Raw genomic sequence first — 26,012 nt, 5'->3', positions numbered from 1 at the left:
TTGAGCTGCAAGTCCAAGAGTTATCGTGGTGCTGTAGATGGAGGATTTGGGAAAGCGTGAAGCCACATCGTCACAATTGCACTGTACGGAGCTTTAACGGCATTCTCAAGACTCCCCGTGGCACGCGGCCTCTTGCGTTGTTCAGTGCGCAGGGTACGACTTGCGAATGGAGTTGCTCACTCGACCGTTTCTGGTTGCTCAGGCATGCGGCCCTATCCTAGCTAGCCTGGGTGCTGGACACCTTCGCCTCGGTATAGATGCGGTTAGCTCGGGAAGCTTTCCCAGTGGTCGAGTGAATCAGCGAGCCTTGCAGACGCTGGAACCCGGGGGGCGAAATCGCTAATGGAATAAATGCAGGTTGCAGCGCTGTGCTTTTCTGCGATTGCGGCCGAATCCATTTGTGGACGAGGTTATGGCTGAGTGCGATGCTGGCAATCGAAGCACCAGGCTGGGCACACTCTTGAATGACTTGGGCTCTGAAGGACTTGGAGTAGGAACGGCGTGTTGGTTGCACGAAATACCCGCTTAAAAGGCTAGAACTGGTGTCCACTTAATTTAAGTGAACACCATGTCTTGGCTTTTCGGGGCTGGGTAGATGACTTGGCCGGACGCATATACCGTATCGTTCACAAGTCCCACATCATCGAACTGAAAGGCGAATCAATGCGAAGAATCAAAATTCGCAAACGGCCGTAAGAGCATCTGACGCTTATCCAGGTGGGGAATACGAATGCAATTGGTCAAGTTGAATGCAAGCAGGTGGTCAAATACAACTAAATCAGATTTTTTAAGTAATTTTTCCTTAACGGAATTAAGTTTTTTGCTATGCTCCTTGGATCATCCTACCTAATCAGATCTGTGGGTTGAAACCGTAATAAATCCCAGTCCCGCTGCTAGCCCCTATTGGAGTTCAACAGTCCAGAGGTGATCCAGGTGGGTTGTGTAGATGCGGCTTAGTTTCTGGATGCTTCATACCCCAGGCTGGCGTTACGGGAATACGTCCAAGGTGTACCGTACCTCGGCCTCATTTTTCGTTGAAATGATCCATCAAAGATTTATGAGGCGCGGCGGCTGTATGTTGGCGAAAATATCAGGTGTGTATTCTTCTGGTTTGCGCCACTGACAAAGCCAGTGGCGTAAGCCAGCCTATTAATTATCTGACGTTACGGCTTGGCAACGTGCCAGACTTGGTTGACGCCGTCACCGGTTGTATCCCCTGGCTTGGTATCTTTGACCCAGCTGTAAAGTGGCATGCCTTTGTATGCCCATTGTTTTGTGCCATCGTCTCGAGTGACGACAGAGTAATCATGACCCGCTTTCGCGTCTGCGGATACCGGTAAAGGTGGCCAGTTTGAAGCGCATGGCCCATTGCAGACCGACTTGCCCGAGGTGTCCTTACCGAAGGTATAAAGAGTCATACCTTTCGCGTCTACGAGTACTTTTCCCTTGTCCGTTTCAGCAAGCTTGACTGGCGCATCGGCGAGCGCCAAACCCGACATGCAGTTGGCGGCAACAGCGACGGTGAGAATCATCTTTTTGAACATATGTATTTCCTTTGGTCATTTTTAATTTTTAGAAGACCCACCTGCTTTTGAAACGGCAAGCGATCAGACAATAGACGAGCCACAAACAGGTTAATTCGATTCCGTAGAAAAAACGTCCCGATATCATTTTTTGCTGGAATGCTGGGCTCCCCCCCCCGACCCTGTGCCTTCCTCAATTGAGCAAAGCGACGCTCACGGTCAAGCATCATTGGCTCATCTCAATGAGCGACGGCGATCCATCATCCAGGACTCATCATTTTCACTCATTATTATTCACTTGGTCGTGGAGTATCAGCAGGCCCCCATGAAGGCCTGCGCTGTTCAATCAGTCGGCCTTGAGCGTCGACACCACCTTGTTGCTGGCGAGATTGACTGTGGAGATACTCAAGTCCTCATTGAGGACATACGCCTTCGACTTGTCTTTGGTGAAGACAATGGCCTGGCGGGGTGCCTTCAAACCGGTCACAGTGGTGGTCACTTTCAGCGTTTTGGTGTCGATCACTGAAAGGCTGTTGTCACCGAGGTTACCCGAGTAGACGTGCAGCCCGTCTGGAGTGAGGGCTGCGCCGTAGGGGTCTTTGCCAACCATGACGGTGGTTGTGATGGCGCGTTTTTGAGTGTCGACAACTGCGATGCTGTTACTGCCGCTGTTAGCCGCGTACAGCGTATTGCCGTCCGCCGATATGGAGATGGCGCGCAACTTGTTGAAGCCAGTGATCTCACCTTCAATCGTATTGGTCTTGCTGTCGACCAAGGTAATTTTGTCCCCAAGAAAGTTGGTGACATAGACGGTTTTGCCGTCAGGGCTTACTCGGATGCCCTGGCGCGGTTGGGAGAAGCCAGGTACCACAGCTACTGGCCGCTGGTGATCAAGGTCAATGACCGACAGCGTGCTGGCCGCTTCATTGTTGACGTAGAGCAGGCTTCCGTCCTTGCTGAGTGTGGTACCAAAAGCACCTGCACCCAACGGAATATCTGCGATCACTTTTAAAGTCTTGGTGTCAATCTTGCGCACGACCCCCAAACTGCTGTCGGAGAGGTAGAACACATCGCCAGTTGGCGAAAACACAATATTTCGCGGCGTGACGTAGCCGGTGAGAACCTGGCGAACCTTACCGGTTTTCAAATCATAAACCACTACATCTGGACGCTGACTGTAAGAGACCACCGCCGTCGTTTCATCAGGGCTGACGGCCAGCGAGTTGTTGTGAATATCGCCGTCAAACGTCCAGCGATCTTGCGCGGCCCACGCGCTCATCGATGCGGCCAACGCAACACCCAACGTCAGGGCTGTGACGGTTTTCTTTATCACATTCATCAGAGTTTCCTCATAGGGTAAGCAAGGCACCCAGTCGCGCCTTGGCATATACAACTCGTTCATCGCTGCAGGGCAATGAGTTGACTTTATGCGTCGTTGATAAATTCCGGAAACAACTTGTTTTGGTAGCTCTTACCTGTTTTATAAATAGGTCTAGCTATTCCTGGATCACGAATTGACTGCAGTTTTCCCAGAATCGCTCAAGCCCAGGCGAGATGTATTTGTCCCGGTGGCGGATCAGAAAAAAACGTCGGGTCAGTGCAGGCAACGCGTGCGGCAGTTCAACCAGGACTTCAGATGCCAGTAGATCCCGAACGACCCATCGGGACAGGCAACTGATGCCGATGCCTTGTGCGAGGGTATGCTTGATGGCCTCTGAACTGCCGATCTGGCGCGTTTCGGCGAGATCGTGCAAATGACGCAGCAGCAATTGTTCGACTTCTTCACGGGTACCAGAACCTGGTTCGCGCAGTAGCCATTCAGCGGTACGAAGATCATCAAGTGTGACCTGCTGCTTTAGTGCCAAGGGGTGCCGTTGGCCTGCGACAATAAGCAACTCATCAATAAGCCAAGGCTCGGCACTGAGTTCGGGCAGGTGGCAAGGCCCCTCGATCAGGCCCATATCAATCTCGAAATCAGCGACTCTTCTTGCGATAGCCATGCTGTTGGCCATGTCGACATCGACCCTCAAATGTGGTGCTGATTGACGTAGCTCACCGAGAATCAATGGCAGAACATAATTGCCTATCGTGGTACTGCATCCTACCCGCAAGCGTGTCTTCAGCCCGGCATGGCCGGGTAAGAAACTGGCCTCTATCTGTTGTGCATTCTCAAGCATCCTTCTGGCTTGAGGCAGTAAGGCATGGCCGTTATCGTTCAGCACTAAACGCTTGCCTACACGGTCGAACAGCCTGGTATCCAAGGCGCTTTCCAACTCGTTCAGTGCGGCGCTGGTTGCAGATTGGGACAATGACACCGAAATAGCTGCGCTGGTGGTGCTACCGTGCTGCGCGACGGCGCAGAAAATTTGTAGCTGACGTAGGCTTAGCTTCAAGTAATCTACCTTCTTAATAGGTAATATCAACCTATACTATCCGTTTTTACCGCTATGTCCATCAAGCTATACTTCAACCATGTCATATTGAAGGCACACTGAAGCGGGAGCGCGAAAATGAGTGAGACACGACTCGCAGCTATAATGGGCGGCAGCCATCCACTGGCGGCTTTGTCCAATCCACGAGAAGCGATCCGGCAGTTCACACCCAACTGGTTCGCCGCCACGATGGGCACCGGGATTCTGGCGCTGGCTCTGGGCCAACTGCCCTTTGTTGCGCAGTGGCCCAAAGCGTTAGGGGAAGCCTTGTGGTTTTTTAATATCGTGCTGTTTTGCCTGTTTACGCTGATGTACGCGAGCCGTTGGGTATTGTTCTTCGATGAGGCCAAACAGATCTTCGGCCACTCCACTGTATCGATGTTTTTTGGAACTATCCCCATGGGATTGGCGACCATCATCAACGGTTTTCTCCTTTATGGTTTGCCACGCTGGGGGGGTGGGGTAGTCGCTTTAGCCGAAGTGTTGTGGTGGATCGATGTCACCATGGCATTAGCCTGCGGGGTGCTGATCCCGTATATGATGTTTACTCGCCAGCAGCACAGCATTGATCAGATGACAGCAGTATGGCTGCTGCCAGTAGTTGCGGCTGAGGTGGCTGCCGCCAGTGGCGGTCTATTGGCTCCGCACCTCGCTGATGCGAGCGCACAGTTCACCATGCTCATCACCAGCTACGTGCTGTGGGCCTACTCGGTGCCCGTCGCCTTGAGCATACTGGTGATCCTGTTACTGCGCATGGCGCTGCACAAACTACCTCATGAAAGCATGGCAGCATCGAGCTGGCTGTCTTTAGGGCCGATCGGTACCGGGGCTTTGGGGATGTTGCTGCTGGGCAACGATGCTCCAGCAATCTTTGCTGCTCATGGAATGGCAAGCATCGGCGGCGTAGCCGAGGGCATTGGCTTGATCGGTGGTGTGCTGTTCTGGGGGCTGGGATTGTGGTGGATGGTATTGGCGCTGCTAATTACCGGGCGCTACTTCAGGGAGGGCATTCCCTTCAACCTCGGCTGGTGGGGCTTCACCTTTCCGCTGGGAGTGTACGCTGTAACAACCCTCAAATTGGGCTCTATGCTGCACCTCACGTTCTTTAGCTTCTTTGGCGTGGTGCTGGTGTTGATGCTGACTGTCATGTGGATGATCGTCGCGGCTAAAACCCTGGCTGGTGCCTATCGCGGCAACTTGTTCGTCTCGCCGTGTATCCACTCGCTGAGCAAGGCGAGCAAAACCTGAGCCTTTGGCTACTTGATCGACTGTTTGGCGTGACGCAGTGTGGACAAAATGCGCTGCCTAACATTCGGGTGAGTGCAAACAGAAAGGGGACTTGGGTGTGGCATTTCCAGCAATGAAAAATTAGGGAAGGCGAGCCGAACACGCGGTATGGCTTTCTGGGCAACACGTCCGGCAAACACGATAGTGACGAGATCAGGGAAAAGCGTCAGTAGCGTGATCAGCATCTCGATACCTTCCTCAATTTGCGCTCTGCGGAGCGGACCCTTGGGCTTATCGAGATCTGGTAACCAAGGGTACAAATTCCAAAGGACGGTTTTGTGACGTGCCAGTCCAACCTGCTCAATGAAACCTTTCAGGTTGCGTTGTGCAGGCCCCGGATTGTCTCTTGAGACATACCGTGGAAGACTGACCGTTCGAGCGGGCGATTCCAACAAGATCAATACCCTTGCGAAGACGCCGCCATCCAGTGGATCGAAATACGGTAATGTTCTTTCGCCCGTGGACTGGGCCATTACCCAGCGCGTCAATTCAGCAGTTTTCGGCAGCAGCAAAAAGTCTTCTCTTACCTTCAGAGAAATTTCCTGCTCTGCGCTCTTCTGATTGAGTAACACTACTTGGAAGCCTCCTTCTTCAGGTTATAGGCCGCTACCGATTTACGAATATCTTCCCGCGCTTCGTCTGCGCTCCCCCAGCGGCCCATTTTCACCCACTTACCCGGCTCTAACGCTTTGTAGTTTTCGAAGAAGTGCTGAATCTGTGCGAGGAGTAATGCTGGGAGGTCAGAGCATTCCTTTACATTGCTGTACATAGAGCTGAGTTTTTCATGAGGCACTGCGATTACCTTGGCATCCGCACCAGCTTCGTCCGTCATGTACATCACACCTACTGGGCGACTGCGGATGACAACGCCAGGTGATACCGGGTAAGGGCAAATCACGATGACGTCCAAAGGATCGCCGTCATCGCTCAAGGTATTTGGAATGAACCCGTAGTTAGCCGGGTAGAACATCGGCGTGCTGAGGAAGCGATCAACGAAGATCTGTCCACTTGGCTTGTCCACCTCGTACTTGATCGGCGAGTGGTTTGCAGGAATCTCGATAACGGTGAAGAAGTCATCGGGGATCGCGTTACCAGCTGGAATATCCGTGTAGCTCATGCTCATATCTCCAAGCGTCTAGGAAAGGCCAGTGCCACTGACATTTTTGCCAACAGCTATACGTGGTTCGTTTTTTTACGGTAACCAGTCCAACAGGTTTACCGGCGATAGGCCGTCAGCGCACGAATGCATCATGTCCTGCATAAAACGCACGGCTGCCAAGATGCTCTTCTATTCGCAGAAACTGATTGTATTTCTCGACCCGCTCCCCCCGGCATGGAGCTCCTGTCTTGAGATGGCCAGTCCCCATCGCGACAGTCAGATCAGCGATGGAGCTGTCCACCGTCTCCCCGCTACGATGAGAAACCATCGCCCCCCAATTTGCCCCATAGGCCATTTCGATGGCGGCTTTGGTCTCAGTCAGCGTTCCGATTTGATTAGGTTTGATCAATACGGCATTGGCGACGTTTTCTGTGATGCCTCGCTGAATCCGTTCGACATTGGTGACAAATAGGTCATCTCCAACCAACTCGATCCGGCCACCCAGAGCAGCATTCAATAGCTTCCAGCCTGACCAATCGTCTTCCGCGAGGCCATCTTCCAGTACCGCAATCGGATACTTGTCGACCCAGGAGGAATAGAGACTAATCAGCTCTTGAGCATCGACCTTACGACCCTCAGAGCGCAGATGGTAAAGCCCGTTTTCATAGAAGCCGCTGGATGCTGGATCGATAGCGATCTCGATCTGAGATCCAGAGGCGTAACCAGCCCTTTCGATTGCCTTGATGATCAGCTCAATGGCGTCTGAGTTTTTCTTGAGTGCCGGCGCAAAGCCGCCCTCATCTCCGACCGCTGTTGAATAGCCGACGTCCTTAAGCACCGCTTTCAGCTCGTGGTACACCTCGGCGCCCCATCGCAAGGCTTCCTTGAAACTGCCAGCCCCTGTAGGTGCAATCATGAATTCCTGAAAGTCAGGGCCTTGCCAGTTGGCGTGGACACCTCCATTGAGAATATTGAACATCGGGACGGGCATTCTTGCTACTTGTTCGCCGCCCAGATATTGGAACAAGGGCAAGTTCAGCGCAGAAGCCGCCGCTCTGGCAATGGCGAGGCTCACGCCCAATATCGCGTTTCCTCCAAGCCTGGATTTATCAGAGGTTCCATCCAGCTTAATCATCAAATGATCAATTTGTTCCTGGTCAATCGCATTCATGCCCCTCAGAGACTCAAGTATTTCGGTATTCACATTGCTAACGGCCTTTAACACTCCCTTGCCGGAGTACCGCTGTGTATCTCTGTCACGCAACTCAACTGCTTCGTGAGCGCCTGTAGAGGCACCGGACGGTACTGAAGCCCGGCCCATGGCGCCGCACTCCAAGGTGACGTCGACTTCAACGGTAGGGTTGCCGCGTGAATCGAGAATTTCACGTGCATGAATGGCCTGGATTTGCGTTTTCATAGATCTTCTCCAAGTAACGATTCGGGAACGTCATTAACGATGTGAAACCGTTGAGAGGCCTCTATGTCGGACGTCAGCCCTCCATGAGTATCCTGAACAGCTGCACTGCCGACACCGCAATTGCGGGAACCAAGAAGCCTCCAATAATTAGTTCAGGAATCTCTCCCACCAAGGGCATGAACTGCCCTCTTTTTGCCATCTGGAAAAGCTCCATCATTTGGTTTGAAGCAACCATTACAGAGCAGCAATACGCCGTCTGGGCTTGTAGCCTGACGCGCCTTTGATTTAGCAGATGAAAGGTCAGCAAGGACACTCCAACGCTTACGATGAAAAGCGCGGCGAACTCATAGACGGATCCTGTGAAAAACCTGCCCATCACAAGCCCGAATACTATGCTCAGCGTCACTGCGCTCATGTGGTCTCCCAATTCTCTAAAATGATTTTGATGAGCCGACGTCGGTGAGCTCCATTTCGCGATCTCATCTTTGGATTGCCAACCGCCATCGCGCTCAACGTTGCTGTGCTCTCAGCTTGTAGCCCGGTACGCAGGTCTGGGCTACGTCGGCCTTGCAGGACTTCTCACTGGGCATACGCAGCGTGACCAATGCGCCTTCGAGCGAGGTGACGATGTACCACCCCTCGCTCGAGACCTGTTGACTGCCTGCGATGCCGGCCAGAAAAAGTGACCAGAAAACCAGTCCTACGAGAAGCGGCTTGTTGTCACGAGCCCAGTTAGCAGGGGCTGGCTGTGGACGTAGGTTATAAACTCGGTACATGGCGCTTATCCTTTTTATTGGTTGTCCAACAAGGTGCGTTTTTTAGTTTTTCGCCTGGCCCACTCGACCGTATTCGATGGGCAGTTTGATATAGCTCAGTGAAAACGACTCCTTGGCCAATGCCTCCAGCAACCTGTCGCACCCAATTTCATCAGTGGATATAGTCACCGTGACGGGATGGTTGGCACCGCCGAGGAAATGCGCCGTATGCAAATGCCCCAAATGATCTAGCCCCTCTGTACCGCTCACCAACGTCGCACCCAACGCGCCCTCTCGCTTGGCGAATTCGACCAACCACTCTCCCAGTGGAAGGTGCTGGTAGTTGGTACTCTGTTCAGTGAAAAACGTCAGTTGAAAGCCTTTCATAGAAAATCCTCTTAGGTTGCAAGAGCGACCGATGCTTCGGTCGACCATGCATCTTCATTTACGAGCTGTTTCTTCAAGCTGAATTACGACGCGTCACTAAGTGGTAACTCGCATAACAGGAGGACTGCTCGCACCTTGCGTAATTCGTCAGCGTGATCGCGCAGGAAGGCGCGCAGCTTGTCCTCTGTATCCAGCAGTTCCAGGCACTGGGGGTGACGCATATCACCCAGCTCCGGGTGATGATGCGAGATGCGATGCCCCGGCAAATAACCTGCCGAAATCGTCTTGAGCATGACCTGCTCGATTTTTGCTTTCTGAGCAACTTTAAGGAGGTGCTGGGCTAGCGCAGGTGCGCTCAGGTGGTGCCAGAAGCTGGTAACCCGAGCGCGACTAGCGCCAGGGAAATAGAGTTGCAAAGCTGTCAGGCGATCTTGACGATCCTCGGTCATTTCTCTTCCCCCTCCAGAGCCACTTTCCGCTCGTTTTCAGATTTAGTTTGTGCGTGGAACTGCTTGATATCGGAGAGCCGGATTTCCTCCGGCAGCGGACGGTGATGCTTGCTGTGACCAACGCGCTGTGCGTGATAGATCCCGGTGTGCCCGGATACGAGGTAACTGGCGATACAAGCAATGGCCGCGAGGGGGGCGATTTCAGGCCCGAACAGTTCCATTGCCATGACAATGGTTGCCAGCGGCGTATTAGCTGCACCAGCGAAGACGGCGACAAAACCGATACCAGCCAGCATGCCGAAGGGAAGATGTAACAGGGGCGCTAGCGCGTTCCCCAAGGTGGCGCCAATGTAAAACAGCGGTGTAACTTCGCCGCCTTTGAAACCAGTGCCCAGTGATACGACGGTGAACACCATCTTTCCAAACCAATCCCAAGGAGCCATTGGCATTTGAAAGGATTGGACGATGCTTGGAATGCCTAAACCGATGTACTTATCGACCTCGATGTAATGATTGCCAGTGAGTGTCCACACAGCGATTGCGATCAGCAGGCCGCCGACGAAGGGCCTTAATGGTGAATAGGTGATAAGCCGCTTAACGAAGGCCCCGAGCTTGTGGGTCGCTGTAGCGAATAGCAGACCGGTGAGGCCAAAGACAATCCCTGCTGCCACCACAGCCATGACGCTCCAAAGCTGCACGGGAACTACTTCGCCGATGACGTAATGCGTGTGAACCACTCCCCAGGCTTGCCCCACTTGGTCAGCAACTATGGCCGCAACCACACAAGGGAAGAGCGCGTCGTAACGCATGCGTCCAATAGCCAAAACCTCAAGCCCGAACAAAGCACCGGCAAGAGGGGTGCCGAAAACGGAGGCAAAGCCTGCACTGATACCGGCCATGAGAATCACCCGACGATCTTCTCGGCGTAGCCTGAAGACATGCGTCAGTTGATCGGCAAGAGCGCCGCCCATCTGCACTGCCGTACCCTCACGTCCAACAGATGCACCGAAGAGGTGGGAAACCACGGTTCCGATCAGCACCATCGGCACCATGCGCAAAGGAATAATTTTTTTAGGATCGTGGATCTCATCAATGATCAGGTTGTTTCCGGCATCAACCGGTTTACCCATCAGATGGTAGGCGAGCCCCACGACGAAGCCAGCAACAGGAAGTAGCCAGATCGCCCAGCGATGAGTTTCCCGCCATTGCGTGGCGTGATCCAAAGAGAAGAGGAATAGCGCAGAGGCAGAACCCGCCAACAGAGCCACGAGACCTGCAAGCGCAAGCCATTTTGCTATGTAGGGCAGTAAGTCGAGTTGTTCAGGTCGTCGAAGTTTAGACATTTGGCCAGCCACAAAAAGTAAGTGGGCCTGACCAAAAGTGGGATTCTGAGCGCGAACGCCTACAGACCTGTTTTGATCAGGTTTCTGTAGGCATCATCAGCTGCTACGGGCGCAGCGGTTGGTTAATGGAGGAATGCCATCTCCAATGGATCGATCTTAGCGAGCTGCGATGAAAATGTAAAATCTTGTTACGGATGCCGCAGGCTTGGTCAGGGAAGATGCTCTGTCGGCGGGCATTTCCGTGAATAGCATCAAGCTAGCTCACCCCAAATCTTTAGCGGGTTTTGGTTGGTGTGACTCAATCTCGCCCTGACCGACAAAGCCCATCTCAATGGGAGACTTTATGTAGAACAGGCTAATCTGCTCTGCCTCTAATCTCTGAAAAAGACTGTCGCACTCGTCCTCCGTGATGGCGAGCTGAATTTCCACCGGCTCATCAGCCATCTCAAAAAAATACGCGGAATGTAATTTACCTGTTTGGCCGAAGCCTTCAATGCCTGTTGAAAGAGTGGCCCCCCGAAGCCCCAGATCTTTCGCCAGGTCTACAACCCAATCCCCCAACATTTTTCCTTTATAACGGCGATTTTGTTGAGTAAAGAAAACGACCAGGAAGCCTTTCATGATTAGCACCTCAGCTTGAGCTCAAATATTGATATGTCAGCAGTCCGAGTGCAGTCATAACCAGCGATCCCGTGACATGGATGCCGATGGCTCCCAACGCCCAGACAATTCGACCTTCTTGAATTAGCGTCAGCGTTTCTGCGGAAAACGTAGAGAAGGTTGTAAGACCGCCGCAAAAGCCAGTCATGATCAGGAGGCGCCACTCTTGGCTGACCGAAGGAGTCGAAGCAAAGAATGCTAGCGCGAGACCGATGATGTACCCCCCAACAAGATTGGCTATGACTGTTCCCGGAGGAATTGTCGGGAACAGAGCATTCAGTCGCATACCTAATCCCCAGCGTATCCAGGCGCCGAGGGAAGCTCCTACGGCTATCGCAAACAGTGATTTCAACATCGCTTCAATCCCTACCAATAAATTGCGATAGAACTGAGAAACCGCGAAGGCTTGGTATGCAGAAAGATATGAGATGGGGAATCATGTCCTATCCTCGATTGGGACAGGGAGCGCACCTACGCACCCTGTCTAGGGTTCACGTAGGCATCATCAGCACGAAGGCGGTTACAGGAGGAATGCCATCTCCTGATCTGATCCTATAGCATCCTGACCGAAGACATCAACAAACTCATTCACACGTCACGACAACCTCTGCAGCCGCTTAAGTCCAAAGTACATGGCTTAGAAACCATTCAAGTTATATACAACCCAAGGCGACAAGCCACGGGGAGCGCTTGGCCGACCGCGACAACGAGCGGGCTCAAATCTCCACCCAGATCCAGAGGCGAATAGATCAGCAAGCTGTAGTCAGGGAACAGCTAGGGGCCAAGATGACTGCGGTTTAATTACAGAATCTAGGGTGCTCAGCAGCCTACCGCCGTGGTTTGCTCTATCGCTTCTTCAACGTGCTGGAGATTCATACTGATGGCCAAGCCGCGACGCTGGAGGCCGGTCATCTCTATCACCGCGAAATGAGGCATTCGGAGCTATCGATCAACCATCGCAAGCTGATTGGAGCAACGTTGCGGGCCTAAGACCTTGAGTACAACCACGCCGTTACCCGGCGAGAAGTGGGTTGTGGTCGTAGTCATGCAGGATCGTGACTGGAATCCCTCGGCTGTAGAAAAAGGAACAGTATTCACTGGTGGTTACGGTGGCCGACCGCGACAACGAGCGGGCTCAACTCTACACTCAAATCCAGACGCGAATAGATCAGCAGGCTGTGGTCAGGGAGCAGCAAAGGGCTAATATGACTGCTGTTCGATTACAAAACTGAGGGTGATCGACATTCGCTGTGATTCCTCTCCAGTAAGTATCCCCAAGCCTGCGGGATAATGCGATCTTCGACGGATTCGTGCGGCGAGTTCCCCGGCTCGCTGGATGTCATCTATGATGGGTAAGGCGAATGGCCACTCCCGCAGCTCTCCTTTAGAGCCAGGTGAGGCGCTACTAATGGATTTCGCCTCACTCATAGATGACGATCAGAGGATACCGGTCGGTGAAAATCAGAAAGATCGTGATCAAGAACTTTCGAGGGGTGAAAGCGCTTGATTGGAACGTGCCAACAGCCGACATTTTTTGCCTTATAGGCAAGGGCGACTCCTCAAAGTCCACCATCCTAGAAGCCATCCGTTACACGTTCCATCCCCAGTGGAATCTTGCTCTCAGCGACTCAGATTTTTACCAATGCAAGATCGCTGATCCCATTGTAATTGAGATCACAATTGGGCATTTGGCAGATGACTTCTGTGCACTCAATAAGTACGGACTTCACCTGAGGGGCTGGGATGCTGCAGCTCAGAAGCTTCATGACGAGCCAGATGATCATTTTGAAAGCGTAGTGACCGCCCGGCTTACCGTCGAAAAGGACCTGGAGCCGAAGTGGACAGTCGTGTGTGATCGCAATCCTGACGGAGTGCAGTTCAAGCAGGCAGACAGAAACAAGGTCGGCGTGGGCCTCATCGGAGTATTTAGTGAACGAGAGCTTTCCTGGGCAAACGGAACTGCTCTTGCCAAGCTGACCGCGGCGCAGAGCTTGAGCGAGCTATTGGCCAATGCATCGAGGACCGCGAGAGGTTCACTCGACGTCGACCGCGCTGTCACCCTGACAAACTTCGACAATGCAGCAACCAAATCACAAGAGATTGCGAAGCTCTTGGGTATCCCTGTACTTGATGCCTATAAGGCCCATCTCGACTTGGCGTCCATCAACCTGAAAGTTGGCGGTCTTTCCCTGCATGACGGCGAAATCCCGTTACGCCAGTTAGGTCTGGGATCTCGCCGAATGCTTCAGTGTGGAATCCAGAAAGCAGGTCTGGAGGAAGGCCATATCACCTTGTTCGATGAGTTGGAGTTCGGCCTCGAGCCCCATCGCATTACGCGTCTCGTCAAGCACATTAGGGAGGACAAACGTGGGCAGTATTTCCTAACCACTCATTCGCCCATGGTGCTTCGCGAACTCACGGTGCAGGACCTTCATATCGTCCACAGCAAGGGCGGGGTCGTGACGATCGTCTCTGCTGCCGAGAAGGGCCTCGAAGAGCATGAGGTTCAGGGGAAGATTCGTTCTAGCGCTGAAGCATTCTTGGCCAAAAAGGTCGTCGTATGTGAAGGCGCTACCGAGGTAGGTTTCATAAGGGGCTTTGACGATCACCAACTCGAGAATGGGCAAGATCCATTGTCGTATCACGGTGTGGCGTTGCTGGACGCCAAGGGAGCCAGCAAAGTGAAGGGCATGGCCATTGCTTTCAAAAAACTTGGCTATGACGTGTCGGTGCTAGCTGATGGCGATGCCGAGAAGCAGTTCTCAGCCGCTGATGCTGCTGGGCTTGTGGCGTTAGGAATTCCCACCTACGTCTGGAGCGACAAACTTTCGCTTGAGGAACGGGCTTTTGCAGATCTACCCTGGGCTTCCGTACTTGCCAGTTTGACGCTTGCCGGAGTCGAACTTTTCTACTCGGTATACGATCAAGTGCGATCGCAGTATCAGGACGTGCTCGACCCTGACATCAGCGAGTGGCGGGATAGCCCCAAGCTGCGGACTGCAATTGGTGCTGCAGCAAAGAGTGCGGGGTGGTTCAAGGACACTACTAGAGGCGATCAGTGGTTCAAGTCGGTGAGTGCTGCTTTCAACGATCCCATGTTCGGCAAAACAAATCTCGCCGTAGAGTTGGGAAGGCTTTGGGAGTGGGCCAAGCGTGTCTGAAGACCTCGCAATCAAGCTCAACGACTGTACCTCCAAGGGCTATGTAATCGCGCCAGCGGGGTTTGGAAAGACTCATCTCATCGCAATGGCGGTGCGAGCGTCCAGCGGCCGGCAGCTTATCCTGACGCACACCTTTGCCGGCGTGAACTCGATAAAAATGAAGATGGCAAACTTGGGCGTTCGCGGTTCCCAGTACCAAGTCGATACGATCGCGAGTTGGGCACTTCGCCTCTGTTTGGCATATCCGAAGGCATCAGGGTGGAAAATTGAAAACCCGACCAGTAAACAGTGGTGTAAGTTGTACGAGTGCTGCACCCGTTTGCTGGGCAAAAGGTTCATCCGTGAGGCGGTGTCGTCAAGCTACATAGGTCTCTACGTCGACGAGTATCAAGACTGCTCAGACCTGCAACACGATCTGGTGTGTAGCCTGGCGGAGTTCCTCCCGAGCCGGATTTTGGGTGACCCCCTGCAAGCCATATTCGATTTTGACGACGGCAAGCCCGTTGATTGGGAAGCCAGCATCTATCCCGAATTTTATTGCTTGGGACAGTTGGAGGTCCCTTGGCGGTGGATCAACGCGAAGAGTCCAGCCCTTGGCGAGTGGCTAAAAGAGACAAGGCGAAAGATTGAGCTCGGCCAAAAGATTGACCTTCTTGCCAAACTGCCACCAAGCGTAATCAGTGCCCACACCCAGCCCGAGTATCTAGTCGCTGAACAGTACTCAGCGCTGTGTGGGCTGTTGAACCATAATGAGAGCGTCATCGCCCTGCACGGTGGCGATCAGCAGTCCAAGAACAAAACGCATCTCTTGGCAAAATCCATGGCCGGACGCTTTTCGTCAATCGAGGAAATCGAAGGGAAAGATCTGCACTTATTCTTTAAAAAGCTAGGGGCTGTAAAGAGCGCTCAGGATGGCTTTCTGCTCGCTGTGACGTTTGCGATGAAATGCTTTACAGGCGTACCTGGCACGTTAACGGCAGGCACTAGACGAGGCGAGGTGACCAAGCTTCGCCAAACTACCAAATATCCGCTGGTACTCCAGGCGGCAAATGACTATCTGACTGTTCCGTCCAGCAGCAATCTCAAGGCTTTTTTTCATGCATTAAAGAGTAACCCTGAAACTTCAGCCTATCGCCGTGATTTGCTCTATCGTTTCTTCAGCGTCATCAAGATCCATATTGATGGCCAAGTTGCGACGCTAGTGGAGGCTGGTGTCCTGTATCAGCGTGAAATGAGGCACTCCGGTCGGCCGATCAACCACCGCAAGTTGATTGGAACGACGTTGTTAGTCAAGGGACTTGAGTATGACCACGCCGTCATTCTCCATGCCGACTCGCTTGATGCGAAGGATTTATATGTAGCGATGACCCGTGGGGCGAAATCTCTGACGATCATTGGGACATGCAGACATCTACCAGTATTTTGAATACGCCTACGCCTACGCCTACGCCATTGCATGCGCAATCTAAGGTTTTAATAACTGCATAATTTATCTGAAAGGGACATCGATGAAAGGTATACCTGTAGGAAGTAACGAAATAGAAAAAGATTTCGCAGAGTTCACGAAAGCTAACTCAATTGAAGGGTTGCATGTTTTTTTTCGAAGGATATGTCTTTACTTAGGCCTTGATGAAAGGCACCCACTAGTTTCAGTTTTTGACACCGCTAACGGCGAAGCTATAAAAAAAATGGTAGCCTCTTGTTTGCTACGAGTTGTTAGTCAACATTCTAAGATTCTTTGGGAAGATACTGCATTACGGCTAAAAGTCTCGACCTTGTGGGATGATGTTTATTCTAAAGATATTTATAAGATATTGAAGCTTACAGGAAAAATCGCTAATCATGATCTTTTTCGGAAAATGGAAGAGGTTGAATCAACTCAATTAAGACAGTTCGAAGATTTAGCTGGATCAATGATTAGCGTGGAAACTGCTTCGGAGGTCCGTCGTAGATACCAAAAGCTTTTGAGTAGTCCTCTAACGAAAATATTTTCCGAGAGTCAAATTTACGATAGATCCTTAGTGTCGCCTGAGCGTGTGGCTGAAGTATTCAATGCTTTAGATGGTTACATTGAATCTGATAGGGTAAATTCATCAAAATCTTTCTCAAGGCTTGAGGACGTAATTACAAAATATGACGAGGATATTCGTAGGCACGGGGCGAATATATACGTTGAAACATTTGTTAGTAAAATAATACATGAAGTGCTTTCTGTGACTGCGCTGCACTTTGAGCTTAGTGGATCACAACAGTCTGCCGAATTGGTAATAGCCGGAACGGACAGGAAATATCCTCTTCACACGACAGGTGAGGTGTTTTCTTATAGAATGAATTTGGTCAATGTTGGGCCAGGCATTGCATACAACGTTCAAATAAATATTTTGGAGGTGGACAGCAGTATTGAAGTTGAATCTCAAGAGCTGTCTTTGGGGGCTTTGGATGTAGGGATACATGAGTTTATTGTAAACATGAGGTCGAATTGTGACGCCTATAGAACACCAAGCATTTTGGGTTTAATGTCTTGGACAGACTATTCTGGTGTAAGAACTGAGATCGATTTTGAACTCCTCATCATCCCTCAGAATGGAACTTTAGATTGGCAGAAAATAAAGTACCTACAGCCGTACAGTTTGGAATCTGTCGACAGCGAAGACGAGCTGATTGGCCGTAAAGATATGCTGGAGAATATCTACTCTAAACTTTCTTTGAGAAAGGGCGAGTCCTCAATAATTTACGGTCAGAAACGGGTAGGTAAGACTTCTTTGGCTAAGACGATACAGAATAGATTTAAGGCTAAAGCCAATCACATCGCGATCTTTATTGAAACTGGAAGTCTCGATAAGACTTCACCGGGTCGATTTATAAAATCATTAGGCGATAAGGTCATTCGCTCGTTAGCTCGGCATGTTTCAATTGATCCAGAAAGCTACAAAGTAGACTCATCTTTATCTCCACTAGTTTCTTGTATAGAAGATATTGTTCACGCACATCCTGATCTTAAAATCGTCTTAATAATAGACGAATTCGATGAAATTCCGTCTCAGCTTTATCCTTATACTATTGAGGGTGATTCTTTTTTTCATAATTTGAGAAGCTTCAGCGGTGAAAGTGGTGAAGGACGAGTCTCCCTAATACTAGTAGGTGGTGAGAATATGGGAGTTATCATGCAGAGTACGGATAAATTGAACAAGTTTGATGCGTCCAATGTCGGTTACTTTAATAAGTCAGAATACTGGGAAGACTTTAAAGAGCTTCTGGTAACGCCGGTGCGTGACGTTATGGAGTATAGCGATGAGGCAATTTTGAAACTTTATGAAGCAACCGAAGGTAACCCATTTTATACAAAGTTTGTCGCGAAAGTTCTATATAAGAAAATGTGTGATAGACGGTGTTCATTTATTTCTGCGGATGAGATTGAAGATGCCGTCAGGGATAGCGTACAAACAATGGAGGCGATTAATTTAAATCATTTTTGGAGTGATGGCATCAGAGTAGAGGATCCTGAGCGACGAGATCTTATAGAGACGGAACGTAGAAGATTTTTGATATCTTTTGCTGACAAACTCCGTGAGCATGGCACTGTAGATAAAAAAATGATGTTTGGGGGGGCAGACTTTGGCGTGCAAAAGGAAATACTTGATAGTTTCGTTAGCCGAAATATTCTCGTCGAAGAAGAAGGTAGTTTGAGAATTAAGCCAAAGCTATTTGAACGATGGTTAGTAGAGAAAGGCGTTCATACATTAAGGGCTGCATTTGCTGATGAAGAAGCGCTGAGTGCCTTTGAGGCGAGAGAGAGCGCTGCATATATACCAGACTCCAGCTTGATTTCATTAGCAGATAGTTGGGAACTCTATAGAGGGCGCAGAGTGGGCTCAAGCGAAATTAGAGCGTGGCTAGCTCAATTCGAGAGTAATGCAGAGCGTTGTCTAGCATTCAAGATTCTAGAAAATATAAATTTTTATGGAGAGGCTAGAGTCAGAGAGAAATTAAAAATAATACATGATGTGGTCAGGCGAGAAGTTGTTTACTCTGTTAAGAGCGGAGAGCGTTCCAGGCGCGATATTATTGTTAGTGCTTTCGGTCCACCTTCTAAAAGCGGTTCATCCTATCTGAGAATGTATGTTTCCGAAAATGGAATTATTTCAAATGGTGTAAAGAGCTCTGCTGATATACCGAAGGCTTTGAGCGGCGACGAGCAAACTAAAGCAGTCGTCTTTATCGATGATATAATTGGTTCTGGCACTACTATGATTGACTGCCTCCGGGAGTTTAGCGAGGCGGCGGGAGAGATGATTTCGCAAAGAGATATCCTAGTAGTGGTCGGGGTTATATGCGGACTTCGAAGTGGTGTAGAAAAAGTCTTACAAGTTATAGACTCTGGTGAGTTTCCATTTCGTGTAGAGCTCAAGGTTTGTGATGTCCTTGACGAAGGGGACAGAGCATTTTCACAGGTGTCACAGCTATTTGATGAGGGGGATAAGCATAAGGCACAAGTAATGGCACGCAAATATGGGTCAAAGCTCCAGTCCCGTCATCCATTGGGTTACGCCGACTCACAGTTACTAGTTGTATTTAAAGATAATTGCCCGAACAATACATTGCCTATTATCTGGTGTACCGGAGAAAATCCTAAATGGGTACCAATCTTTAAACGAATCTAGAAGCTGAGCTTGAGCGACCCCCTGAGATTACTGTTGTGTAATTGGGGCTTTAGTGCTTAGAGGTAGCATATAAAACTCTGTATGCGATACCGACGGTTTATGAGGGCTTGCCCCTGACCAGCCTCACCGCAAGGCTCAGTAGGTTGGCCGATTCCGTTGGCTGCGGTGACGGAGGAGATAAGTTGCATGGTGAGCCACTGAGTTCAGAAGGCTCGCAGTCTTCGAGCTTGATGTAAACTCAGTGTATTTGCGCTCGGCGCGCCTGCTGTTTTATGACCGAAAAAAGCATTTAAAATCAGTAAGTTGCGCGTTTTCGACAGACTTTATTTAGTAGGTTGAACAGCAGAACCTCTAAAACTAGGTGTCGCGACAGACTTTATTTCTGATTAGTACGCCGGCTGGCCCCTGAAATTGCTGGGCTCGATCCGACAGACTTTATTCCGTAGGATCAGTTGAAGCTACGAAATAAAGTCTGTCGGAAATAAATAAAGTCTGTCGCTGGCGCCTTCGAATTCCCCGATTGAGGAGCCGGTGACGATTTTCCGGGCCACCGTGCTCGGAACGCACTTCAAGGTTTTGACGAGCAAATGATCTTAGCTATTCAGCCTGAGGAGACGGTGCGTTCCTTTGTGGCGAGAACTCTTCTAATTAAAGGAAAAAATTCCTCCGAAGATGTATTTCGGAAGTTTCCCAGAAACAGCCTCTTTGGCGCGGATATCTTGTTAATCGCCGGAATGCACGGGTGGATTGGTTGCTACGGTTTCAACAAAATACTTCATAAACATACTGAGTACCCGTTAAGAGAAGTTTTTAAAAACATTCAAGATATTTCCTACTCTAGAGACGAATACATAAGTAGTTCAAGTGTCTATGGTTCCGATAGTACCGCGGCCGGATTTTGTCCCGTTTGTGTTGCCGAAGATATTGAACGCTTAGGATTTTCCTTTTGGCGACGTGCTCACTGTTGTGAGCTGAAAGTCTGCGCTGAGCATAATGTAGAGTTAGTCAAACACTGCCCATACTGTGACAAGCCGTTCCGCCATGGTGGCCATGATCTGAATGTGATGTGGACTACCTGTGAGGGACAGCAGCTTAAAGATAGCTCAGTGATGTTGAACGCAGACCAATTTGAGCTGAAGAAAGCTCAATTCTTTGCAGAGATTCTGTCAGCCACCCATCACCTCTCTGAGGAGGCAGTTCTTGCGGTCTTGTAGTGGTCAACTGATCCCGGACACGACGTTAAGTTTTTTCTCGTACTGAGCGGGTGCCAGTCCATTATTGAACTGGTGTGGCCGAACCCAGTTGTAGCGATGCATCAGATAATGACTGATATCCCGCTGTGCCTCTTGGGCCGTCATGTAGCCCACGGCGGGTATCCACTCGGTTTTCAAGCTGCGGAATACACGCTCCATCGGCGAGTTGTCGTAGCAATTACCTCGGCGACTCATGCTCTGGCGCATGCGGTATCGCCAAAGCCGCTGGCGAAACTGTCGGCTCCCATATTGGGAGCCCTGATCTGAGTGAAACAGCAGGCCCTGAGGCTTGCCGCGTTGCTCATAAGCCATGTCCAGCGCCTTGATGACCAAGTCCGTGTCCGGTTTGTTTGAAAACGCCCAGCCCACCACCCGACGCGCATAAAGATCCATAACCACCGCCAGGTAATGCCATTTTCCTTGCGCCCAGATGTAGGTGATGTCGCCACACCAAACCTGATTGGGCGCGGGTACATCGAACTGCCGATTCAAAATGTTCGGAATGTCAGGCCTCTCCACTGTTGCTTTTTTATAAGCATGAGAGCCAGGTTGCTTGCTGATTAATCCCAGTTCCCGCATCAGGCCACGTACCTTGAACCGGCCAATTTGCTCGCCATCTTCCTGCAATACCGAAACGATACTGCGGCTGCCAGCAGCGCTTCGACTTTGCCCGAACAGCTCATTGACTCGACTGAGTAAACGAACCCGCTCGGTGTCTGGAGCCCGACGCCGCTGGCAATGGTCGTAGTAGCACGAGCGAGGTGTCTCGAACATCTCGCACAGCAATTCGATCGGCTCATGGGCACCTAGCTGATCGATCAGCGCAAGCGCTCGTGTTCTTCCGACATCAAGAGCGCGGTAGCCTTTTTTAAAATGGATTTCTCCCGCTCAAGACGAGCGATGCGCGCTTCCAGCTCCTGAATTTTCTGCTGCTCGGGCGTCAGGGCTTTGCTCTGAGGCGTCACGCCATTGCGCTCCTGCTGGAGCTGGCTAACCCAGCGACGCAGCGCAGACTCGACCACTCCAAGCGAGCGAGAAGCTTCGACATGGCTATAACCTTGATCGAGCACGAGGCCTGCGGCCTCACGTTTGAATTCAGCGGAGAAGGTACGGCGTTGCTTGGTCATCAGACACCTCTATATCTGGCGATATTCTCGCCTAAATGAGTGTCCGGAATCATTAGACCACTACACCGTCCTCTTCCCGCGAGCGCGTTGCGCGCTGGCCTTATGAAGGGCGCTATTAGGTTAGATCTTGCCTTCGGTGCAAAAAACCGCTTGGACCTGGGTGGCTTGGGGGCACACATGACTAGGTTCTTCGAAGCGCTGCCGGATGCTTGGGAGTACTCGGTTCTTCGCGAGTCCCCTGCAGCGTTACCTGCGACCTGGGTTACCAAACTGCTTCGAAGGCCCAGAGGTACCCACCATCCACTTAAATATATCGTGCTGGCCAACGCTTTGAATGTCGATATGGCCCACATTTCGTGTAGCTGCAAGCTGCAGGTGCCTGAGGACGAGCGACCATCGCCAACTACTGCCTGGCCTTCTCAAACGGTGTCAGTCCAGCCTTTAGTTGAGCCATCGGAAGGCCTGCGGGCGGCAATTTGGGATCTGGCGCTTGCTGGCCATGAAGCACGTCAGATCGCTGGCACGCTGGGTGTTTCCCAGGTTTCCATTTACCGGTGGATTCGTAGTGTCAAAGGTGGCCCGGCTGCGTGGCAAGAAGCGAGATTCACAAGCGAGCGCCGGCGCCGACGGGCATCCTTCGAGGATGACTATCTGTGCATGCACGCTCGACGTTGTCGGGCTTATTCGTGGCTTTATCGACATGACCGGGCCTGGCTGTCAGGCTACATAGATAATCACAGCAATTTCCATACGGGCCGGCCGGACAGCACCGGCAAGTTCGCCACTCTCGACTCGGAACTTGCCCAGCAGATCAGCTGCTGTGCACAGCGGCTCCGGACCTTACCAGGAAAACCTGTCAGAATTTCGCGCACGAGAATTGGCCGAGAGCTGCACGCCCTGTCGCGATTCGAGAAGCAGCTATCCAAGCTTCCACTATGTACAAGAGCGCTGGACCAGGTCTGCGAGTCGGCCGAGCAGTTTCACGCTCGGCGTCTGCAGTGGGCTGAGACGAAGCTAGAAGGTGAGCAGAGAAACCTGACCAGATCGGCGTTGTACCGCACCGCGTGCATCAGGCCTAAGGATTTGGATCGCCTCACTTTTTAGCGGGTCTGCAAACGCTCGTCTCGCGAAAATGAAGAAATTCTTTGCGTTGACAATTCATACCTTGCCCCCTGTATTCCCTTACGGAGGTACCCACTATTTTGCTGGAATTATAACACTTTCACGAAAATCTGGTGTTAACGAACATTTTTAGTCCAAGAGACTATTTTAAATAATTCTATCCCCGGTACAGAATTTGGTGTGTTACAAGTATGTCGAACACTGAATGTGCGTCCTTTCCTAGCCCTATCCTGTAAGTCGGTAACTGATGTCTGACCTGCTTTTTTTCCCCATGTCGCTGCCGGACGAGATGCTGCATTCTCGTATAACGCGGTACCACTTTCTTTCCGGTAACAGAACGGCGCGAGAGACCTTCCGCGATTTGTTTGGCTCGGATTTGTTCAACGTCGGCATGCTGCCAAAGAAGATCGAGGTGCTCGCTGCTAGGTTGCCTGGTGATGCAGAGAGCAATCTTGAGGAGCTGGTTTGCACGAACACAACGTTTCCCGTGTACAGCCCCTTCCTAGGGGTAAACCAGGGTGGGGAGAGTGCCTATGCATGCCGCAGCCTGCGAGGGGTCGCTCGTGTTCCCCGCCGAGAGGGATCTGTCCACAATAAGGCCAAGCTTTGTCCCACATGCGTACAGCAGGACCTACTTGAGCAGGGTTACGCGTACTGGCACCGATCGCACCATATTCCTGGTGTAACTGTCTGTTGGCGGCACAGTGATTCGCTGATACATGCGTGCCCTCAGTGCACCCACCCGTTCTTCCGGAAGCTTCGCTTGCTCCCAAGTCTGACTGAGCCATGTTTCTGCGGTTGGAGTGCCCTCGCGCCCGCGACAGCTAATAATGGATCACAGCTCGAACAGAATTTTTCGCAGTTTGCCCACGAACTTCTTCAGCGAAAAATACAGCCTGTAAGTAGCGGCATCTTATGTTCAAGCTACATTCGGCAATGTAGAAAGCGGGAATTCATACATGGGAAATTTGTTGGCACTGGAAAGTTACTTGACAGCATTCGAGATAGATTTGGCGATGACATCCTGTCGTACATGGACAAGGCATTTGAAGCAGGAAAACATAGCACGTGGATACGGTTCTCTTCCTACAACGGCCAAATGGATATGCCTCTTGCACGGCATTTGATAATTGCGATGCATCTTTTTGGAAATGTCGATGAATTTGAGAACGCCCTGAAGAAAGAGTTGATCCTTCACAGTGCTGCCGGTAAAAAAACACGCTCAAAACCGGAAAAATCAAAGGCGGATAAAAAGGAGCAGTTTCGTCAAATAATCGGGACAATCTTGGCCGCTCGAACGGATGCTAGCTTGGACTATCTTTGGAGGCATGCCTACCAAGCGACGCGTTGGATTAACGAAAATGACAATGCGTGGTTGGCGACGAAGCTCAGCCAACCAAAGCAAGAATTTATCGAGGGTGAGGAGGCTTGCGATGTGCGAGACAGTGCGTTCGCAGCGCTGCTCCTAGCAGGTGCTGAAGATCTCTATCGGATTTCAAAAGGGCAAAAGCGAGTCAATCTCACCAACCTGAATAAATTACTTCCAGTCCGGTTGCCTCCAGACCCATCAACGCGAAAGCGCAGGTTTCCCGTTGCTTCCGAGCAGGCGGACCTCCTCGTGGAGTCTGTCTGGCACTTTCGACTAAGGAGGGTGATTTCTGCTTTGGACGAAATGACGCGGCTGAACCGACCGATTAACACAGGAAAGCTTTACATGTTCTCAACGGTGCCTAACCCGGCATTTCTCCTGCTTGTCAGCTTTTTCGAATGGGACTTGGAAAGTTTCGCCAGAAATGGTGTACAACCAGAGGCCCTGCTCAAGTCGACTGGGGTATCACGGGACTGGCAGGGGCCGCCAGGTTCCCACGGGGCGTTTGGAGGGAAAGCATACTATCGCAATAAACCTGCCAGCATATTCTTGGAAAAGTGAGGGGGTGGAGCGGTCAACTCGGTGCAATCGCTCATTTGGGTCGTTCCCCACTATGAGCGCATGATCGACACCCAAAAGCTCCTGTGGGTCATCATGATCATCCCGCCAACGTCCAGAGCTTCCCTCGCTTCAAAAAACGATAACCCTTTTTTCGAGGGTAGCTCTCCACTTCAAGTAATGAGCCAAGGCGACATGATCTCGCTCTATGAAACCTACCGGCGGATCGAGCAATTGACTCGGGAATCTCCATAAGTAGACCGCCCTCCCCAAACGTGGAGCTCTCGGTTGCTCTTCCAATTAAGCGCCCTGCTTGACATAGGTTTCGACCACTTTCGCATGTGCTACTTCGTTACCGCCAGTGCTCAGGGGCGGTTGAGACCCGTAGCCGTTTGACGCGCTCTTTGAAGGCCCGCTCGCCGCCTTCCAGAATTTCGCAGACGTGCTGTCTGATGGAGGGGTTTTCGAGGCTGCCGCTCACGTAGGAAATAACCGGCAACTGGCCTGGTCTGTGTGAGCTGCATTGTGCCACGATCACCTGGTCGGCATCCGTGTTTACAACCAGGTTGGCGTTGTGTGTCACGATGATGATCTGGCGACGTTTCTTAGCCTCTCGGAAGCGGTGCACTAGCTCCTTAAAGATTGATTGCGGGTCCAGGTTTTCTTCCGGCTGGTCGATGATCAGAGGTCGGTCATCTTCTGCATCGATGGCGAGGTACAGCAGTAGCAGCACGATACCGCGGGTAACGCTTCTTCATCCAGCGCTTCAAGGTACTCACGCACGGCGCGAGTACTCAGCGCCGGATCGCGCCAGTTGATTTCATCATCGCCAGGTACGCAACGTTGCCGACCGGCATTTGCCTTGATGACGCTGGCGTCGACCGCAAACCCTTCGCCCTTGACCAGACCTGCATCCATGCAGCGACGCAGCACCTCGTTGAACAGCCAGCGAAACAGCGAGCTGTCACGAAAGCGACCATGCCGATTCTTGGAAAACGTAGAGTGATTGGGGACTTCGTCTTCGAGGCTTAAGCGGCAGAACCAGCGATACGCCAGGTTCAAATGAGCCTCTTCGCACAACCGACGTTCGGAGCGAATACCGTAGCAGTAGCCCACCACCAACAGGCGAATCATCAGTTCGGGATCAATCGATGGGCGCCCGATTGGGCTATAAAAATCGGCGAGATAATGGCGCAGATCGCTGAGATCGAGGCATCGATCAATGCTGCGCAGGAGGTGATTGGCTGGGATGTGATCTTCAATGTTGAACGAGTAAAACAGCCGCTCCTGCCCACTCGATAACTGTCCCATCATGCTGAGTATTCTCCCGCTGGCCGATGGAGTGATTTTGCCCCAGGCCAAACAGGAGAGCTACTTTTTCAACAGAATCGGCCAGGAGCAGCCGCTCG

The 26,012-nt window shown here is 51.3% G+C and carries 22 protein-coding genes, 3 pseudogenes and 2 riboswitches; of the genes and pseudogenes, 8 read left to right on the top strand and 17 right to left on the bottom strand.

The features are described from left to right. Window positions 1–217 precede the first annotated feature (217 nt). The 4 genes from I9H09_RS27310 to I9H09_RS25375 all read right to left on the bottom strand — a co-directional run bounded on the left by I9H09_RS27310 (window position 218) and on the right by I9H09_RS25375 (window position 3,916). Window positions 218–514: a transposase gene (locus I9H09_RS27310; protein ID WP_408004592.1), complete on the bottom strand. Its 297-nt coding sequence runs from the start codon at window positions 512–514 to the stop codon at window positions 218–220. Between the two features lie 649 nt (window positions 515–1,163). Next, window positions 1,164–1,544, bottom strand: coding sequence for a COG4315 family predicted lipoprotein (locus I9H09_RS25385; protein ID WP_053481456.1), 381 nt, complete (start codon window positions 1,542–1,544; stop codon window positions 1,164–1,166). A gap of 325 nt (window positions 1,545–1,869) precedes the next feature. Next, a complete protein-coding gene (locus tag I9H09_RS25380; protein ID WP_057006251.1) occupies window positions 1,870–2,862 on the bottom strand; it encodes a YncE family protein in 993 nt (330 codons plus the stop codon). A gap of 157 nt (window positions 2,863–3,019) precedes the next feature. Then, the gene (locus tag I9H09_RS25375; protein WP_236422910.1) at window positions 3,020–3,916 is read right to left on the bottom strand and encodes a LysR family transcriptional regulator; all 897 of its coding nucleotides are present in this window, start codon (window positions 3,914–3,916) and stop codon (window positions 3,020–3,022) included. A 117-nt stretch (window positions 3,917–4,033) separates the two neighbouring features. Between I9H09_RS25375 and I9H09_RS25370 the strand changes: the two genes are divergently transcribed. Next, window positions 4,034–5,203, top strand: a complete 1,170-nt coding sequence (locus I9H09_RS25370) for a TDT family transporter (protein WP_010428856.1) — start codon at window positions 4,034–4,036, stop codon at window positions 5,201–5,203. Between the two features lie 8 nt (window positions 5,204–5,211). Here the strand turns inward: I9H09_RS25370 and I9H09_RS25365 are convergent, their stop codons facing one another. The 10 genes from I9H09_RS25365 to crcB all read right to left on the bottom strand — a co-directional run bounded on the left by I9H09_RS25365 (window position 5,212) and on the right by crcB (window position 11,707). Then, window positions 5,212–5,814, bottom strand: coding sequence for a uracil-DNA glycosylase (locus I9H09_RS25365; protein ID WP_003317532.1), 603 nt, complete (start codon window positions 5,812–5,814; stop codon window positions 5,212–5,214). Beyond that, on the bottom strand, window positions 5,814–6,359 hold the full coding sequence (gene ppa / locus I9H09_RS25360) for an inorganic diphosphatase (protein ID WP_057006252.1): 546 nt from the start codon (window positions 6,357–6,359) through the stop codon (window positions 5,814–5,816). Before ppa ends, I9H09_RS25365 begins: the two co-directional genes overlap by 1 nt. Before the next feature lie 115 nt (window positions 6,360–6,474). Further along, entirely contained in the window at window positions 6,475–7,758 is a 1,284-nt protein-coding gene (eno, locus tag I9H09_RS25355) for a phosphopyruvate hydratase (RefSeq protein ID WP_057006253.1), read from the bottom strand. 73 nt (window positions 7,759–7,831) lie between these two features. Beyond that, the gene (locus I9H09_RS25350; protein WP_057006254.1) at window positions 7,832–8,173 is read right to left on the bottom strand and encodes a hypothetical protein; all 342 of its coding nucleotides are present in this window, start codon (window positions 8,171–8,173) and stop codon (window positions 7,832–7,834) included. A 94-nt stretch (window positions 8,174–8,267) separates the two neighbouring features. Further along, window positions 8,268–8,534, bottom strand: coding sequence for a hypothetical protein (locus tag I9H09_RS25345; RefSeq protein ID WP_057006255.1), 267 nt, complete (start codon window positions 8,532–8,534; stop codon window positions 8,268–8,270). Between the two features lie 42 nt (window positions 8,535–8,576). Further along, the gene (locus tag I9H09_RS25340) at window positions 8,577–8,900 is read right to left on the bottom strand and encodes a DUF190 domain-containing protein (RefSeq protein WP_236502396.1); all 324 of its coding nucleotides are present in this window, start codon (window positions 8,898–8,900) and stop codon (window positions 8,577–8,579) included. Window positions 8,901–8,983: 83 nt separating this feature from the next. Then, window positions 8,984–9,349 (bottom strand): hypothetical protein, encoded by a 366-nt coding sequence (locus I9H09_RS25335; RefSeq protein ID WP_053481451.1) that lies wholly within the window; start codon window positions 9,347–9,349, stop codon window positions 8,984–8,986. After that, window positions 9,346–10,692 carry a voltage-gated chloride channel family protein gene (locus I9H09_RS25330; protein WP_053481450.1) on the bottom strand — a complete coding sequence of 449 codons (1,347 nt, stop codon included), beginning with the start codon at window positions 10,690–10,692 and terminating at the stop codon, window positions 9,346–9,348. Before I9H09_RS25330 ends, I9H09_RS25335 begins: the two co-directional genes overlap by 4 nt. A gap of 80 nt (window positions 10,693–10,772) precedes the next feature. Continuing rightward, window positions 10,773–10,845: riboswitch (Fluoride riboswitch) on the bottom strand. 108 nt (window positions 10,846–10,953) lie between these two features. Then, window positions 10,954–11,313 carry a DUF190 domain-containing protein gene (locus I9H09_RS25325; RefSeq protein WP_057006707.1) on the bottom strand — a complete coding sequence of 120 codons (360 nt, stop codon included), beginning with the start codon at window positions 11,311–11,313 and terminating at the stop codon, window positions 10,954–10,956. A gap of 10 nt (window positions 11,314–11,323) precedes the next feature. Continuing rightward, the gene (gene crcB / locus I9H09_RS25320) at window positions 11,324–11,707 is read right to left on the bottom strand and encodes a fluoride efflux transporter CrcB (protein ID WP_057006259.1); all 384 of its coding nucleotides are present in this window, start codon (window positions 11,705–11,707) and stop codon (window positions 11,324–11,326) included. A gap of 134 nt (window positions 11,708–11,841) precedes the next feature. Further along, window positions 11,842–11,903, bottom strand: a riboswitch (Fluoride riboswitch). 903 nt (window positions 11,904–12,806) lie between these two features. Here crcB and I9H09_RS25315 point away from each other — a divergent pair. The 4 genes from I9H09_RS25315 (at window position 12,807) to I9H09_RS25300 (ending at window position 20,388) form a co-directional block, all read left to right on the top strand. After that, window positions 12,807–14,513 carry an ATP-dependent nuclease gene (locus tag I9H09_RS25315; protein ID WP_057006708.1) on the top strand — a complete coding sequence of 569 codons (1,707 nt, stop codon included), beginning with the start codon at window positions 12,807–12,809 and terminating at the stop codon, window positions 14,511–14,513. After that, window positions 14,506–15,939 carry a UvrD-helicase domain-containing protein gene (locus I9H09_RS25310; protein WP_053481446.1) on the top strand — a complete coding sequence of 478 codons (1,434 nt, stop codon included), beginning with the start codon at window positions 14,506–14,508 and terminating at the stop codon, window positions 15,937–15,939. The genes I9H09_RS25315 and I9H09_RS25310 overlap by 8 nt, the downstream gene beginning before the upstream one ends. Before the next feature lie 82 nt (window positions 15,940–16,021). Next, window positions 16,022–19,174 (top strand): phosphoribosyltransferase-like protein, encoded by a 3,153-nt coding sequence (locus I9H09_RS25305; protein WP_082638314.1) that lies wholly within the window; start codon window positions 16,022–16,024, stop codon window positions 19,172–19,174. Window positions 19,175–19,761: 587 nt separating this feature from the next. Then, a complete protein-coding gene (locus tag I9H09_RS25300) occupies window positions 19,762–20,388 on the top strand; it encodes a TniQ family protein (RefSeq protein WP_236502397.1) in 627 nt (208 codons plus the stop codon). A 3-nt stretch (window positions 20,389–20,391) separates the two neighbouring features. Here the strand turns inward: I9H09_RS25300 and I9H09_RS25295 are convergent. Then, window positions 20,392–21,554, bottom strand: a protein-coding gene (locus tag I9H09_RS25295; RefSeq protein WP_122346372.1) for an IS3 family transposase whose coding sequence is annotated in 2 segments (ribosomal slippage) — window positions 20,392–21,299 and window positions 21,299–21,554 — 1,164 coding nt in all. Because the reading frame shifts where the segments join, the coding sequence is not laid out codon by codon here. A gap of 102 nt (window positions 21,555–21,656) precedes the next feature. Here I9H09_RS25295 and I9H09_RS25290 point away from each other — a divergent pair. The 3 genes and pseudogenes from I9H09_RS25290 to I9H09_RS25280 all read left to right on the top strand — a co-directional run bounded on the left by I9H09_RS25290 (window position 21,657) and on the right by I9H09_RS25280 (window position 24,606). After that, window positions 21,657–22,658, top strand: coding sequence for a TnsD family Tn7-like transposition protein (locus tag I9H09_RS25290; protein WP_329610894.1), 1,002 nt, complete (start codon window positions 21,657–21,659; stop codon window positions 22,656–22,658). Between the two features lie 265 nt (window positions 22,659–22,923). After that, window positions 22,924–23,370: pseudogene (locus I9H09_RS25285) on the top strand (TniQ family protein); the annotation flags it as partial. Between the two features lie 339 nt (window positions 23,371–23,709). Next, the gene (locus I9H09_RS25280) at window positions 23,710–24,606 is read left to right on the top strand and encodes a hypothetical protein (RefSeq protein ID WP_044322351.1); all 897 of its coding nucleotides are present in this window, start codon (window positions 23,710–23,712) and stop codon (window positions 24,604–24,606) included. Window positions 24,607–24,955: 349 nt separating this feature from the next. Here I9H09_RS25280 and I9H09_RS25275 read toward each other — a convergent pair. Then, a pseudogene (locus I9H09_RS25275) lies at window positions 24,956–25,348 on the bottom strand (AAA family ATPase); the annotation flags it as partial. Then, window positions 25,348–25,917, bottom strand: a pseudogene (locus I9H09_RS25270) (transposase); the annotation flags it as partial. The pseudogenes I9H09_RS25275 and I9H09_RS25270, both read right to left, overlap by 1 nt. Window positions 25,918–26,012 lie beyond the last annotated feature (95 nt).

It is taken from the genome of Pseudomonas tremae, assembly GCF_023278125.1.
Lineage (GTDB): Bacteria > Pseudomonadota > Gammaproteobacteria > Pseudomonadales > Pseudomonadaceae > Aquipseudomonas > Aquipseudomonas tremae.
The sequence above is the reverse complement of the archived record's forward strand: the minus strand, read 5'-3'. Positions and strand labels throughout refer to the sequence as shown.